Source organism: Actinomyces bovis (assembly GCF_900444995.1).
Taxonomy (GTDB): Bacteria; Actinomycetota; Actinomycetes; order Actinomycetales; family Actinomycetaceae; genus Actinomyces; species Actinomyces bovis.
In genome coordinates this window covers 151,569-165,939 of record NZ_UAPQ01000001.1, presented here as the reverse complement: position 1 = coordinate 165,939, position 14,371 = coordinate 151,569, and the positions used below count along the sequence as shown (strand labels likewise).

11 protein-coding genes are annotated in these 14,371 nt (G+C 65.0%); 5 read left to right on the top strand and 6 right to left on the bottom strand.

What is annotated here, in order from left to right; all coding sequences use genetic code 11:
* Positions 1-4 precede the first annotated feature (4 nt).
* The 4 genes from DR039_RS00700 to DR039_RS00685 all read left to right on the top strand — a co-directional run bounded on the left by DR039_RS00700 (position 5) and on the right by DR039_RS00685 (position 7,175).
* Positions 5-3,373: an aldehyde dehydrogenase family protein gene (locus tag DR039_RS00700; protein ID WP_111835493.1), complete on the top strand. Its 3,369-nt coding sequence runs from the start codon at positions 5-7 to the stop codon at positions 3,371-3,373.
* Between the two features lie 363 nt (positions 3,374-3,736).
* Entirely contained in the window at positions 3,737-5,518 is a 1,782-nt protein-coding gene (leuA, locus tag DR039_RS00695) for a 2-isopropylmalate synthase (RefSeq protein ID WP_111835492.1), read from the top strand.
* 96 nt (positions 5,519-5,614) lie between these two features.
* On the top strand, positions 5,615-6,364 hold the full coding sequence (gene recO, locus DR039_RS00690; protein WP_111835491.1) for a DNA repair protein RecO: 750 nt from the start codon (positions 5,615-5,617) through the stop codon (positions 6,362-6,364).
* Position 6,365: 1 nt separating this feature from the next.
* A complete protein-coding gene (locus tag DR039_RS00685) occupies positions 6,366-7,175 on the top strand; it encodes an isoprenyl transferase (protein WP_111835490.1) in 810 nt (269 codons plus the stop codon).
* Here DR039_RS00685 and DR039_RS00680 read toward each other — a convergent pair.
* The 6 genes from DR039_RS00680 to DR039_RS00655 form a co-directional block, all read right to left on the bottom strand.
* On the bottom strand, positions 7,154-8,287 hold the full coding sequence (locus tag DR039_RS00680; RefSeq protein ID WP_172458336.1) for a carboxylate-amine ligase: 1,134 nt from the start codon (positions 8,285-8,287) through the stop codon (positions 7,154-7,156). The genes DR039_RS00685 and DR039_RS00680 overlap by 22 nt on opposite strands.
* Positions 8,280-9,110 carry a glutamine amidotransferase-related protein gene (locus tag DR039_RS00675; protein ID WP_111835488.1) on the bottom strand — a complete coding sequence of 277 codons (831 nt, stop codon included), beginning with the start codon at positions 9,108-9,110 and terminating at the stop codon, positions 8,280-8,282. The genes DR039_RS00680 and DR039_RS00675 overlap by 8 nt, the downstream gene beginning before the upstream one ends.
* Positions 9,089-9,538 carry a Fur family transcriptional regulator gene (locus DR039_RS00670; RefSeq protein WP_111835487.1) on the bottom strand — a complete coding sequence of 150 codons (450 nt, stop codon included), beginning with the start codon at positions 9,536-9,538 and terminating at the stop codon, positions 9,089-9,091. The genes DR039_RS00675 and DR039_RS00670 overlap by 22 nt, the downstream gene beginning before the upstream one ends.
* Positions 9,539-9,606: 68 nt before the next feature.
* Positions 9,607-10,479 (bottom strand): metal ABC transporter permease, encoded by an 873-nt coding sequence (locus DR039_RS00665; RefSeq protein WP_111835486.1) that lies wholly within the window; start codon positions 10,477-10,479, stop codon positions 9,607-9,609.
* Between the two features lie 3 nt (positions 10,480-10,482).
* The gene (locus DR039_RS00660) at positions 10,483-11,346 is read right to left on the bottom strand and encodes a metal ABC transporter ATP-binding protein (protein WP_111835485.1); all 864 of its coding nucleotides are present in this window, start codon (positions 11,344-11,346) and stop codon (positions 10,483-10,485) included.
* Between the two features lie 55 nt (positions 11,347-11,401).
* On the bottom strand, positions 11,402-12,367 hold the full coding sequence (locus tag DR039_RS00655; protein ID WP_111835484.1) for a metal ABC transporter substrate-binding protein: 966 nt from the start codon (positions 12,365-12,367) through the stop codon (positions 11,402-11,404).
* Between the two features lie 597 nt (positions 12,368-12,964).
* Between DR039_RS00655 and DR039_RS00650 the strand changes: the two genes are divergently transcribed.
* Positions 12,965-14,356, top strand: a complete 1,392-nt coding sequence (locus DR039_RS00650; RefSeq protein ID WP_111835483.1) for a glycine--tRNA ligase — start codon at positions 12,965-12,967, stop codon at positions 14,354-14,356.
* Positions 14,357-14,371: the final 15 nt, after the last annotated feature.

Here is a 14,371-nt window from a genome sequence, read left to right as displayed (position 1 = left end):
CCCCATGCCGCACCCAGAGACCGAGTCAGCTTCGCGAGCGCACCCAGAGGCGGCGCACCGTTGCCCAGATGAGATGTGGCAAGCCGCGGGGAGGGCTCTGAAGCTGGCGGAGGGCTGGGCGCAGGAATGCGCCAAGCTTCCTGGCCGCCGTACCTATCGGCTGCTGGCCGAGCTGTTAGACGACCGAGAAGGCCTCATCTTCACAACCAGGTTTCTTGACCAGGTAATTGGGGCCTACGACGCCGAAGCCTCCGCCAAAGCCCTGTCCCGCCTGTCCGGCCAGCGCCCAGACGTCTTATCCTCACGACTGGCAGGCGCCCTAGGCCTAGGGAAGATGACCTCCCGTTTTGCGCCCAAAACCGCGCATATCCTGGCCCGCAGAGGAGTCCAGGAGCTCATTGGCGACTCCATCATCGTGGATCCCGCCAATGCCCCGCGCGCCCTTGCTCGCGCTCGTGGGGCAGGTAAGACGCCGGATTTAGTGCTGTTGGCTGGCGCCGCCCTAGGTAGCAAACAGGCCGCCACCCGCCGGGAAGCAGTTAGCTCCCTGCTTGAGCTGGAGGGTATGGAATGCCTGACGGTGCCGCTGACTGCCATCATTCGCCCCGCAGCCAAGTGGGGTATGACTAGCGCCAAAGCTGAGGCCCATCGTGTGCTGACCCCGCTGCTGCGCCACGCCCAGACGCTGTCTAAGCGGCTCAGTTTTGAGGCCGGACAGGCCGACGTGGCCCTAGTGGCAGACGCCCTCATGGCGGCGCTTGACCAACAGGAACTCTCAGCCTGCCCAGCTGGGCTAGCACTGCCAGCCTCCGCGCCGGGCGCTTTGGCTGCCCTGCGGCGACTTTCAGACTGGTCTGACCAACGGGCCGCAGCAGGTGGAGAACCGCTGCGCCTGCGCCTGCTGCTAGATCTGCCAACGATTGGGGACACCAACCAAGGGTTGCAGCCCCATCCCGCAGATGACGACCACGCGGAAGCTGAGACCCTCAGCAGTGCGCGGCCACGCGTGTGCATGGGCCGCGAAGGACTGCGGGTATTGGATTGGGCGCTCAGCCAGCAACGCAGCAGCGCGCTGTTGCTGTCACTGGCAACCGGCACGCTCTCCGCCACCGCCTTTGTGCATGAACTAGCTGCCTCACGCAACCTGCCAACCGGACTGCTGCCGCGTCAAGAACTTATGGCGGGGACACCCGCAGGCGTGGCAGAGATTCTGCGCCTAGACCTAGGTGACCTTGGCTGGCTCCAGCCGATTGCGGTCCCCGGTGAGCCCGAAACCCTGGTCCCACATGTCATTGGTTGGCTCCACGCTGCCCCCGAAGGGGTCCTCGGCGGCTCCACCGCCCCCACCCGTTTGCCGCAAGCCGTCACTCGCAACGGTGCCCGGCTGCTGGAAGACCTAGCCGGGCTGGACCTTGAGGCTAAGCCGCAGTCCGCCCCCGCAGGCGCCATTCGCCCAGAGGCCCCCAGCCCCGAGGTCCTGCAGGCCAGTCAACTCGCCTCCGGCAGTGAGCGCGGTGTAGCGGAGGTGGATAAAAACCGGGCGGAGCTGGCGGCCCCCGGCGCCGTCGAGAAGCTCCTTGGCGGCCTAGCGCGCAGCGCCCCATTTTGGCGGGTCCGCCCTGCCCCGGAGCGCGCAGCAATCCTTGAGCAGGCGGCTATGCTCATCGATTCCCGCCGCGCTGAGTTGCTGGAAGTGCTGGCCTCCGAGACCGGCATGGTGCTCAGCTGGGCTGAGCGGGAGGTGAACCGGGCCACCGTCATGTGCAGGTACCAGGCCCAGTTGGCGCGGGAATTAGAACAGGGCGCCTGCAGCCCCATGAGCCAGTTCCAGATGGCGGCACTGACCGCAATCGCTACCTCAAGCCACTCGCCATTGTCTGTGCCGGCGGCGGAAGTAGCGGGCGTGCTAGCCGCTGGAGGCGCTGCCGTCCTCAAACCCTCTCCGGCGGCACGCCGCTGCGCCGCAGAGCTACTGCGAGCCTTCTACGACGCCGGAGTGCCCCAGGAGGTCCTAGCCCTCGCCGCCGTCGACGACGCCGCCTCGCGCGCAGTTCTGACCAACCGGCACGTAGAGCGCGTGCTGCTGATTGGCTCGGCCCGTACCGCCAAGCTCCTGCGTTCCTGGAAACCGGACCTGGACCTGCGCGCTCGGCTGCGGGGGCGCAATAGCTTTGTGGTCACCGCCTCCGCTGACCCCGCCCGAGCGGTGCGCGACGTCGTCGCCTCGGCCTTTGCTCATGCGGGCCAGGCGGGCTGCGCCACCAGCCTGCTGGTACTGGTAGGCAAAGCTGGCTCCAACCCACGCATCGCCAAGGACGTGGTGGACGCGACAGCCTCCCTGTGGGTAGGCAAAGCCGAACAGCCCGGCACTGAGCTCGGCCCCTTGACTGCAGCGGAACCGCTCCCGGCAGCCCTGACTGAGCTCGCTGAAGGTGAGCACTGGGTTTTGCGCCCAGAAGATCTAGGCGGTGGCCTGTGGCGGCCTGGTGTACGCGCCCAGGTCAAAGCTGGCAGCGAGTTCCACCTCTCAGAGCACAGCGCCCCCGTGCTAGGCGTTATGCGAGTGGAAACCCTGGCTGAAGCGATTGCGGCCGTCAACGCGCCGGGGGCAGGGCCACTGGCGGTGCTGCACAGTCTGGACCCGACCGAACACGAGCTGTGGCTTAAAGAGGTCAAAGCCCCGAGCCTGTACATCAACCGCAGTGCGGCCGCCACCACCGTCGGCAGACAGCCTTTTGGTGGCGGCCTGCCAGCGATCGGCGGGTTGGCTAAGGCAGATGGCCCCAACCACCTGTTGAGTCTGGGCGAGGTGATCCCGGCGGATACCAAGCCCGAGCGCCGCGGTGGGGGAGAGGGCCTGCGCTCGCGCCTGGACACGCGCGTCTCGCGCATCTACGACGCCGTCCGCTCCCGCCTCAGCCACGACGACACGCTCTTCCTACACGAGGCACTGGCGGCTGACGCTGAAGCCTGGGACGAGCGCTACGGCGTCGAGGCGCCACTGCCAACTGCTGCCGGTGAGCGGGCAGTGCTGCGCTATCAGCCAGCGGGACCAGCACTGGTGCGTGCCTCTTGCGGCACCAATGAGGCTGACCTGGTGCGAATTATCTGCGCCGCTGCCCTTGCGGGCACCGCGATCGAACTGGTGGCAGAGGATTCGCTGCATCCATTACTGCGTGCAGCCCTGACCGCAGCGGGATTGCCAGTGACGGTCCAGCATGGTGACCTGCAAACCTGGGGGATTGTCTGCAAGAGTGGCGCAGCAGTGTCAGTGTTCCGAGCCCCCGAGTGCGCGTGCTTGGGCCGCGTGATGAGAGTCCCCGAGCCCGTTGGGACCAGGTCTGGCGGGTCCTTGGTGCCGAAGCTGAGCTAACTGTCCACGCTGGCGCGGTCACCGCCTGCCCACACAGTGAACTCGCCTTCTTGCTGCGCGAGCAGACCATCTGCGTGCGCAGCCATCGCTACGGCGTCGCCGTCTTCTGAGCGCCTCAGGCAGGTAGTGCTGGCAGCTAGCTATCCGTCCACACTGCGAACCACCTGACACGACGTCGTGATTCACGATACGGTCACTGTTATGCGAGCGACGGCGAGCCTGCTGCTTAGTCGCCGCGGCGGGGCCTGACAGGCTGGCACCCCGACCGCGGCTGACTCGTCGTGCCGGCCACACCCGGCCCGTCCTGCGGCATAGCTGCCACAGCGGGCCTGGAGCCAAAGTCAGCAGCCACAGGAGAACCCTATGCGTACCGCCCTCCCCGCCCCCCAGCAGCCCTCAGGCATGCCCTTTGCCAAATACCGGCCTTTCCGGGATACCGTCACCACCGACCTGCCCGACCGCACTTGGCCCAACAAGCACCTCAGCAAGGCACCCCGTTGGCTGTCCACCGACCTGCGCGATGGCAACCAGTCCCTGATTGAGCCCATGGATGCCGCTGCCAAGCGGGCCATCTTTGACCTACTAGTGCGCATCGGCTTCAAGGAGATCGAGGTTGGCTTTCCCGCCGCCTCCCAGACCGACTACGACTTTGTGCGCTCCCTAATCGACGACGGGGCCATCCCCGAGGACGTCACTATCTCCGTGCTCACCCAGTCCCGTGAGGACCTGATCGACCGCACCATGGATGCCCTGGTGGGCGCCCACCGCGCCACCGTGCACCTGTACAACGCCCTGTCTCCGCTGTTCCGGGACGTGGTCTTCCGCATGGATCAAGCCCAGATCCGTGACCTGGCCGCCGACGGCACCCGCATGGTCATGGCCCGCGCGGAAAAGATCCTGGGGGATGACACGATCTTCGGCTACGAGTACTCCCCGGAGATCTTCGTGGATACGGAGCGGGAGTACGCCCTAGAGGTCTGCGAGGCGGTTATGGCTGCCTGGCAGCCCGAGGCAGGCCGCGAGATCATTTTGAACCTACCCGCCACCGTGGAGCGCGCTACCCCCAATGTTTACGCCGACCAGATCGAATGGATGAGCCGCAACCTCTCACACCGCGAGCACGTCTGCCTATCCCTGCACAACCACAATGACCGGGGTTCCGGTGTGGCCGCCGCCGAGCTGGGACTGCTGGCCGGTGGAGACCGCGTGGAAGGCTGCCTCTTTGGGCACGGTGAACGCACAGGCAATGTGGACCTGGTGACTCTGGCACTAAACCTCATGAGCCAGGGCGTGGACCCGATGCTAGACCTGTCCGACCTAGATGAGTTGCGCCGCGTGGTGGAGCGGGCCACCCAGATGGATGTGCCCCCACGCACCCCCTACTCCGGCGAACTCGTCTACACCTCCTTTTCCGGCTCCCACCAGGACGCCATCAAGAAGGGCTTCGTAGCCCGCGCTGCCGCCGTAGAAGCTAAGAAGGCGCAGGGTCTGGACGCCGCTGCTGCAGAGTTAGCCGTGCCTTGGCAGATGCCCTATCTGCCCATCGACCCGCATGACGTTGGCCGCTCCTACGAGGCCGTGGTGCGCGTCAACTCCCAGTCCGGCAAAGGCGGGGTCTCCTACCTGCTCAAGCAGTCCCACAACCTGGACCTGCCGCGCCGCCTGCAAATCGAGTTCTCCCGCATTATCCAGCGCCACACAGACACCTACGGCGGGGAGGTTGCAGCAGACCAGCTGTGGACCATCTTCACGGACGAGTACTTGCCCGCCAAGGCCGCGCCGGAGGCTGGGCTGGGGACCTGGGGGCGCTTTGCCCTCAAGGGAGCTACCCTCACTTCCGCAGGCGACGGCGAAGAATCAGTGCTCACCGTTACTTTGACCGATAACGGCGAGAAGAAGCTCCTCACCGCCTTAGGCTCTGGTCCACTTGACGCCTTTGTCACCGCCTTGGAGACCCTGGGCTTAAGCCTGCGCGTGCTGGACTACGCAGAGCACGCCCTGAGCACCGGCCGGGACGCCCGCGCGGCTGCCTACGTGGAATGTGAAGTCGGCGGGCAGATCCTGTGGGGCGTGGGCATCGATCCCTCCATCACCACGGCCTCTTTCAAAGCGGTAATCTCAGCCGTCAACCGCGCCCTGCGCTGAGCCAGGGCATATGCCTGCTGGACCTGGGCGGTCAGCGGCCAGTACACCCCGCGCGTCAGGCTGCTGGCCGCCCGGCGTAGGTGAGAGGATCGGCCCGTGCCCATTCCCCTCTACCGTGACGAGGCGGTGGTGCTGCGCACCTACAAACTTGGTGAGGCCGACCGCATCATAGTGCTGCTGACCCGCGCCCACGGGCAGGTCCGCGCCGTCGCCAAAGGGGTGCGTCGCACGACTTCTCGCTTTGGTGCGCGCCTGGAGCCCTTCACCATGGTGGATGTGCAACTTCACCGGGGGCGCAGTTTGGACGTGGTCACCCAGGTGGAGACCATCACGCCCTTTGCCCGCGCCCTGACCTCCGATTACAGCGCCTTCACCTGTGCCTCCACCATGGTGGAGACCGCCGAACGCCTCACCGAGGACGACGCTGACTTAGACACCGCCGACACCTCGCAGCAGTTCCTGCTCCTCTACGGGGCCCTGCATGCTTTGGCCCGACGCCGTCACGCCCCAGGACTCGTGTTGGATTCCTACTTGCTGCGCGCGCTAGCTCTGGCTGGTTGGGCACCTTCTTGCTTTGACTGTGCGCGCTGTGGCGCCCCCGGCCCTCATACGAGTTTCCAGGTGCAGGTCGGTGGGGCCGTTTGTGCTGCCTGTCGGCCCGCAGGCAGCGTTGAGGTGGAGCCCGAAAGCATGGTTTTGCTGGGGGCCTTGCTCTCCGGTGACTGGGCGGTGGCCGATGTCTCTAGCATCCGTGCCCGCTCCCAAGCATCTAGCCTGGTCTCCGCCTACCTAACCTGGCATCTGGAGCGCCGCCTGCGCTCCTTAGCCCTAGTCGAAAGGTCCTGAGATGGACTTACACTCCGGTGCCCCGGCACCTGTCTACCAGGACCCACCGTCGCATCCCTCTGGTGCCCGTCCGCCAGCCCTGGACCCTGCGACCCTGCCCGCGCATGTGGCCGTGGTGATGGACGGCAATGGCCGCTGGGCCAACCGGCGGGGGCTACCGAGGACTGAGGGCCACAAGGTGGGGGAAGCCACTCTTATGGATGTGGCTGCTGGAGCTGTTGAGCTCGGCGTTAAGGAGCTGAGCGCCTACGCCTTCTCCACCGAGAACTGGAAGCGGTCACCTGCTGAGGTGCGTTTCATCATGGGCTTTACTCGCACCACCCTGCGCCGCCAACGCGACCAGCTCAACGATTGGGGGGTGCGCGTGCGCTGGGTGGGACGCACACCCCGACTGTGGAAGTCCGTTTTGTCTGAGTTGCGCGCCGCTGAGGAACTCACCGCAGGCAACACCCGCATGACCCTGAATATGTGCATTAACTATGGCGGCCGGGCGGAGATTGCCGATGCCACACGCGCCATCGCCGCCGACGTCGCCGCCGGACGCTTGAAGGCCTCAGCCGTCAACGAGGCCACAATCTCCCGCTACCTGTACGCCCCCAATATGCGCGATGTGGACCTGTTTATTCGCACCGGCGGGGAGCAGCGCAGCAGCAACTTCCTCATGTGGGAGTCTGCTTACGCCGAGTTCTACTTCTCAGACCTAGCCTGGCCCGACTTTGACCGCCGGGAGCTGTGGAAGGCCTGCGGCGCATACGCCAACCGGGAGCGGCGCTTTGGCGGCGCCGTCGATCAGGTAACCGGTAAGGGGTGACCCGCACGGGTCTCAGCCAGCAGCAGCTGCACCACCCTGGCAGTGCCACCTTGTGTAGCGACTGACCGCTGCCTGTGTGCACCTGAGCCCAGCTCCAGCACCTGCAGCACACCTGCCAGTTCCTCAACGCAGCCCAGGTCCGCCGCCACCGGCTCCAGACGACGCACCAGCTGCGTCAAGGACTCGCGCACCGGCACCGGATCCGCATCACGCCGCTCCACCAGCAAAGCCTCTAGGCCATAGCGGGCAGACCGCCACTTATTGGCCGCCAGCAACCAGTGCGGGAATCTGCGCAAGGACTCGCCCGCGTCCAGCAGGCGCAGCGCCTCCTCAACTAGACAGTGCGTAAGGGCCGCCACTGCCCCCACCTCTAGCAGGTTTGAGGAGGCATCGCAGGCACGGATCTCAATAGTGCCCAGACGGGGGGAAGGGCGCACATCCCAACGCAGTTCATTAAACTCACGCAGCGCACCGGCACGCACCAGGTCCGCCAACATCTGTTCCAGCTCGCCCCAGGAGTCCACCGGTTCCGGCAGCCCAGCAGTAGGCAGCTGTTGGAACATCATGGCGCGGTTATCCGCGTAACCCGTGTCCCGCCCGGCCCAGGAAGGTGACGCCGCAGCCAGTGCCTGGAGGTGTCCGATATAGCTGCACAGGTGGTTCAGCACAGGAATCACCCGGGTAGCGTCGTCAATCCCCACATGCACATGCGTGCCGAAGATCAACATCTGGCGTCCCCAGTCCTGAGTGCGTTCAACCAGCTCTCCGTAACGCTCACATTCGGTGACCGCCTGTTCAAGCGGATCAGCAAAGGGGTGCACTCCCGCGCTGGTGGCCGCTGCGCCCTGCGCCTCCAGCAGCGGCGCCAGCAGTTCAAAGCCTTCAGCCAGATCAGCTAGGCACTCAGCTACCCGTCGGCGGGGCCGTGATACCAATTCCAGCATGCACTGGTGCATCTCCGGGTGCACCAGCCCCCGGCTGCCGCCGCGCCACTCAAGCTCCTGCAGCACTGCGGGGGCCACCGGCAGTAGCTCACCAGTAGTAGGAGAGACCAGCTGCAATTCCCATTCCACGCCGATGCTGGCCCGGCTGGAGGCCGCAAATTCAAGCATCCTGCGCACCCCAAGTCGTCGATGAGTCCTGCCGGCACAGCTGAATGAAGCGGGCCACGAGGCTATTGGCCTCCGTGACAGCCGCGGCATCACAGCGCTCAATCACGGCGGCGCGTTCCTGCTCCGCATAGTAGGTGTCCCCGTAAGCTTCAATGCGCAAACGCATCCCGGCGGTGGTTATCTCCGGGTGGAACTGCGTGCCGTAGACCCGTTGGCCCCAGCGGGCCATCTGGATGGGGCAGCGCTCGCCTTGAACTAAGAGCACGCCACCCCCGGGCAAGCCAGACGCTGACTCTGAGTGCCCCACGTAGGCGCGGAAGCGCTCTGGTAGCCCGCCGGTGAGCGGGTCAAGGCGCCCTGCTTCCGTAAGGGTAAAGCTTGGGGCCTGCAATTCTTCACCGACGTCGTCGCGCAAGCTGCCACCAAGCGCCAGCACAATTGCCTGCAGGCCAAAGCACAAGCCCAGTGTGGGGATGTCCTCTTGTACGAGTCTGCGGCACAGGCGCAGGGCCCGACTGGTGAGGCGTTCCTGGTCCGGGGTGGTGGCAGCATGGCCGGCCAGGCTTAGCGGGGAGCCCGTAATGAGCACCCCGGCGTAGCTGCTGAGGTCAAGCTCTTCGGGCTCGGTGGCACTTGGGTCCAGCAGTTCCAGGCCCTCTAACTCGTCGTTGCGCAGTGGGCCTGAGGCGCGGATCATGGCTAATTCGTCGTCGGCGATGGCGCCGGGGTAGCGGCATACTGCCAGCAGGAAGGGCCGGCTGGCGGTAGCGGGTGGGACGGCAGGGACCGGGGCGATGCCTATCAGGACTCCTTGGCGCTGCATTCGGGGCACAGACCGAAGAACTCTGCAGTGTGCTCCAAGCCGGTGTATCCGGTCTCTGCGCTGATTTCAGCGATCCAGGCCTCTAGTGCTCCGCCAGAGACCTCCACGGTGCGCCCACAGTTATGGCACACCACATGGTGGTGGTGAGTTGCGGCCTCACAGCGCCGGTAGAGCGTCTCGCCGTCCGTGTTGCGAACCTGGTCTACTTCGCCAACCTCGGCCATGCCCGCGAGGGTGCGGTAGACGGTGGCTAGCCCCACCTTGGTGCCTTCTTCAGACAGTGCCGCGTGGATTTGCTGGGCGGAGCGGAACTCTTCTGTGCGGGAGAGGATATCGGCTACGGCGCTGCGCTGGCGGGTGGTGCGCGGTCGCGCCTGAGCCGACGCGGCTTCGTGGCTCTTGGCTGCGTGGTCGTGCGAGTGCGGCATAGGCGCCATCATGCCATCCGGGGGCGTTCTCGTGGCATTGGTTTTTGGTGTGGGGTCATTAGAAGGTCTTATTTTTCGCTCGCGCGGGCGCTGCGTGCCGCAGAAATCGCGGCCGTGGTGAGAGCTACCAGGGTGTATCCGCCAACCAAAAGCACCACGATCATGGCGCCAGGCGCAGCCCGCACGAAGTAGGTGATCGCTAGGCCGATGATGCATACGAGCACGCCGATGCCCATGGCTAGGTACATGGTGCGGGTGAAGGAGTGGGTGACCAGCTGCGCGATGGCCACCGGCACGATCATTACCGCCGAGACCAACAGGGCACCGACTACGCGCATGGATACGGAGACCGTCAGCGCTGCCACCACCGCCACCAGGATGTTGAGTGCGCCGGTGGAAAGCCCGATAGAGCGGGCGAATTCTTCATCATGAGACAGCGCGAAAAGTGGGCCCCGCAGGCCCAGCCCCACCACCAGGATGACGGCAGCCAGGCCAACGGTGAAAGCTACGTCTTCGGAGGAGACGGTGGAGATGGACCCAAAGAGGTAGGCGTTTAGGTTGGTGGTGGTGCCGCCCGCAAGCCCGATTAGGAGGACGCCGCCGGCGATGCCGCCGTAGAAGAGGATGGCTAGGGCTACGTCTCCGCGGGTGCGACCGCGCGCCCGGATTACCTCGATCAGCACTGCCCCTAGGACGGAGACCAGTATGGCTGCGGGCAGGGCTAGGGCGTCACGTGGGCTGATATTGGCGGCGCTGCCTGCCAGCCAGCCCAGGGCCACGCCGGTCAGGGCGATGTGCCCAATGCCGTCTCCCAGCAGGGCCAGGCCACGCTGTACCAGGTAGGTGCCTACGATCGGGGCGGTTAAGCCCACCAGGATCGCCACAATGAAGGCGCGCTGCATGAGCGGGCTGGACAGCATCTCAGCAATTGCGGCGCTCATGGCTCAGTTCTCCTGTTTACGGGTCTGGGTGGACAAGGTGGGGGCGTGGTGCGGCACAGGGGATGGGCTTTCGTGAGGGTGCTGACCGTTCAGGGCATCGGCAAGCGCTTGTTCGTGCTGGGCGGTTACCACCTCGCTTACGGGACCGTCTAGGAGCACCCGTCCCTCGCCGAGCAGCACGGCGCGGTCCACGACCTGGGCCAGCTCGCCCATCTCGTGCAGCACGGTGATGAGTGTCAGGCCCTGGCGGCGCAGGTCTCCCAGGATCTGAGCCAGCGACTCGCGGGAGGCGCGGTCGATCCCCGCCAGGGGCTCGTCCAGCAGCAGCAGTTCAGGCCTGCGCACCAGGGCCCTGGCAATGAGGACCCGCTGGGACTGCCCGCCGGAGAAGACCTGCACATGGTCCTTGGCGCGGTGCGCCAGGCCGACGGCGTCGAGTGCCTCCATGGCGCGAGCGGTGGCTTTGCGGCCCCGGTCTGCCAGTGGGCGGCGGGGGCCGAGCAGTCCGGAGCGCACGACCTCTAGGGCAGTCGCTGGTACTCCTGAACTGGCGCCGATGCGCTGGGGCACGTATCCGACCTGGTCCCAAGGCACTTGTGAGCGGTGCTTCAGGTCTACGCCAAAGAGCCGAGCCTGGCCCTCGCTGAGAGCCACGATTCCCAGGCAGGCGCGCACCAGGGTGGATTTTCCTGAGCCGTTGGCACCCAACAGGGCCACTGACTCCTGGCTTTCGACCTGTAGGTTCACGCCGGAGAGGATCAGGGTTGAGCCCAGGATGATGCTGGCGTCAGTCACTTGGACTGGGGGAGCGGGAGACGCCGTCTGGTCGGTGGGACTGGACGGCGTCTCCTGGGATGCTGGGCTCATGCCCACACCTGCCTGGCGGGGAGAGGCTCCCGTTTCTGGGCGTCTTGTGCGGCCATCACTTGCAGGAAAGAGCAGTTTTGAGGGCGGACAGGTTGGCTTCCATGCCAGCGGCATAATCTCCAGCCTCGGGCTTGGACTCCATGGGGGAGAGGACGGCGGTAGTGGCGCCGGTCTCCTGCGCCACCAACTCGGCAGTCTTCGGGTTGAGCAGCTCCTCGGTGAAGATCGTGGTGGTGCCAGTCTCCTGGACGACCTTCTTGACATTGGCCAGGTCGGCCAGGCTGGGCTCGGACTCCGGGTCCACACCGGTGATGGCGGTGCTGGACAGGCCGTAGCGGTCTGCGAGGTAACCGAAGGCGTTGTGGGAAGTCACGATGGTCTTGCGCTCGCAGGTGCCCAGGCTGGTGGTGTAGCTCTGGTCGATAGTGGTGAGCTTGTCTGTCAAGGTCTTGAGGTTGGCCTCATAGTCGGAGGCGTGCTGGGGGTCGGCCTTGGCTAGGGCTACTTCGATGGCTTTGGAGGCGGCGATCATGCGCTGCGGGTCTAGCCAGAAGTGCGGATCAGTGGCCTGGCCAGACTCGGCCTCGTGCTTGTGCTCGTCGCCCCCCTTGCCATGGTGGTGATGCCCGCCGATGCCTTCGTGGTGGACCAGTTCGACGTTGCTGGAAAGCTCGACCACGGTGGGGCCGGAAACCTTCTCCACGGCCTCATCGAGGGAGGTCTGAAAGCCCTTGACGTAGGTGATGACGTCGGCCTTGCCTAGATTGGCGACGTCGTTGGGGGAAAGCTCGTAGTCGTGAGGCTCCGTGTTTGCTGGGGTAACGGAAGTGACTTTCACATGGGAGCCGCCGATCGACTCAACCAGGTACTGCACCGGGTAGAAGGAGACAGAGACGCTCAGACCGTCCTTGGCGGCAGTGCCGGAGGTCTTAGAGCTACCGCAAGCGGCCAGGGATAGCGCCAGTGCGGTGGCGCCCAAGACGGCAACAGACCGGTTCAAGCGAAAGGCAATAGTGTTCATGGTAGTCATTCTCATGCATTGAGGTGCTCCGATCAATCGGCGCTGATGGTGTGTCTGTCGCACTCGTCTTAGGTAAGCCTCAGCCTGAAGGGGTGATCAAGCGGGTGCTGCGCGTTCTGTGTGCCGCTCGTTTTGGTGTCTGAGAAGCACGACCGCGCCGCGGATCAAAGGTGTTCCGGGCAATGCACGGGCAATGCAATAGTCTGCTGGCAGCCGGCGATGCTGGGGGGAGCGCTGCCGTGGCGATCCCCGAGGCGCTATCGGGTATCCCCAGTGCAGATACAACAATTACTGGAACTGCGAACAAGTAGGCGGAAGTGAATAGAGCTGAGATCGTGTCTCCCCGCTATATCCGAATAAAGGCATTCATGGCTTCTGGCCGTTCTAACCCTAGGTTGTGTGGGTGGTCTGTCACATAGCGGTCCTGATTGTCGCTCCAGGCCCTGGTGGAGGCACTCAGCTCCCCGGTCATCGGGAGTGGACCCAGTTAGGCGCATGCCGTCGGGCGGTTTTCGGCTGCGAGCTTAGGCCTCCTATGCTGAGGCCACTCGTTCCCGCCAACCAGGTGTGGACAACGACTAAAACAGGAGAATCACGGTGGCACAGACCCCCTCCAAGCTCGACAGCGTCATCAATCTCGCCAAGCGGCGCGGCTTCGTCTTCCCCTGCGGGGAGATCTACGGCGGTACCCGCTCTGCCTGGGACTACGGGCCCCTGGGCGTCGAGCTCAAGGAGAACATCAAGAAGCAGTGGTGGCAGCACATGGTCCGCTCCCGCGACGACGTCGTAGGCCTGGACTCCTCCGTCATCCTGCCGCGTGAGGTCTGGGTGGCCTCTGGGCACGTCGGCGCCTTCACCGACCCGCTGGTGGAGTCCCTGCACACCCACAAGCGCTACCGCGCCGACCAGCTCATTGAGGAGTACGCCGCGCGCAAGGGCCTGGACCCAGAGACTGTCAAACTCGCTGATGTCCCTGACCCGGTTACCGGTCAGCCCGGTTCTTGGACCGAGCCCCGCGAGTTCTCCGGCCTGCTCAAGACCTACCTGGGGCCCGTTGACGACGAGGCCGGCCTGCACTACCTGCGCCCCGAGACCGCCCAGGGCATCTTCGTGAACTTCGCTAATGTGATGAGTGCTGCCCGCAAGAAGCCGCCCTTCGGCATCGGCCAGGTGGGCAAATCCTTCCGCAACGAGATCACTCCCGGAAACTTCATTTTCCGCACCCGGGAGTTCGAACAGATGGAGCTGGAGTTCTTCTGCGAGCCGGGCACGGACGAGGAATGGCACCAGTACTGGATCGACTACCGCAAGGCCTGGTACGTAGGGCTCGGAATCGCAGAGGAAAACCTCCGCATGTACGAGCACCCGCAGGAGAAGCTCTCCCACTACTCCAAGCGCACCGTGGACCTGGAGTACCGCTTCGGCTTCCAGGGCTCGGAGTGGGGTGAGCTTGAGGGTATTGCCAACCGGACTGACTTTGACCTGTCAACGCACGCAGAACACTCCGGCAAGGACCTGTCCTACTTCGACCAGACCAAGAACGAACGCTGGGTGCCCTACGTAATTGAGCCTTCCGCTGGCCTCACCCGCTCTCTCATGGCCTTCCTGGTTGAGGCCTACACCGAGGATGAAGCCCCCAACACCAAGGGCGGAACTGACACCCGCGTGCTGCTCAAACTGGACCCGCGCCTAGCTCCCGTTAAGGCCGCCGTCCTACCGCTGAGCCGCAAGGAAGAGCTGACTGGCCCAGCCAAGGAGTTGGCTGCCCGCCTACGCCGCAACTGGAACGTGGATTACGACGACGCCGGCGCCGTCGGCCGCCGTTACCGCCGTCAGGACGAGATCGGCACCCCCCTGTGCATCACCTACGACTTTGAGTCGCCGGAAGATGGGGCCGTGACCGTGCGTGAACGCGACACCATGGCCCAGGAGCGCATCCCGCTGGAGCATGTGGAGCGCTACCTTGCGGAGCGGCTAATCGGCTGCTGACTTGCAGTTGCTGGC

Coding starts and splice junctions, on each gene's coding strand:
- DR039_RS00680 (WP_172458336.1), bottom strand. CDS start 8,287: ATGCTTGAATTTGCGGCCTCCAGCCGGGCCAGCATCGGCGTGGAATGG.
- DR039_RS00685 (WP_111835490.1), top strand. CDS start 6,366: ATGGACTTACACTCCGGTGCCCCGGCACCTGTCTACCAGGACCCACCG.
- DR039_RS00655 (WP_111835484.1), bottom strand. CDS start 12,367: ATGAACACTATTGCCTTTCGCTTGAACCGGTCTGTTGCCGTCTTGGGC.
- DR039_RS00665 (WP_111835486.1), bottom strand. CDS start 10,479: ATGAGCGCCGCAATTGCTGAGATGCTGTCCAGCCCGCTCATGCAGCGC.
- DR039_RS00670 (WP_111835487.1), bottom strand. CDS start 9,538: ATGCCGCACTCGCACGACCACGCAGCCAAGAGCCACGAAGCCGCGTCG.
- leuA (WP_111835492.1), top strand. CDS start 3,737: ATGCGTACCGCCCTCCCCGCCCCCCAGCAGCCCTCAGGCATGCCCTTT.
- DR039_RS00675 (WP_111835488.1), bottom strand. CDS start 9,110: ATGCAGCGCCAAGGAGTCCTGATAGGCATCGCCCCGGTCCCTGCCGTC.
- DR039_RS00700 (WP_111835493.1), top strand. CDS start 5: ATGCCGCACCCAGAGACCGAGTCAGCTTCGCGAGCGCACCCAGAGGCG.
- DR039_RS00660 (WP_111835485.1), bottom strand. CDS start 11,346: ATGAGCCCAGCATCCCAGGAGACGCCGTCCAGTCCCACCGACCAGACG.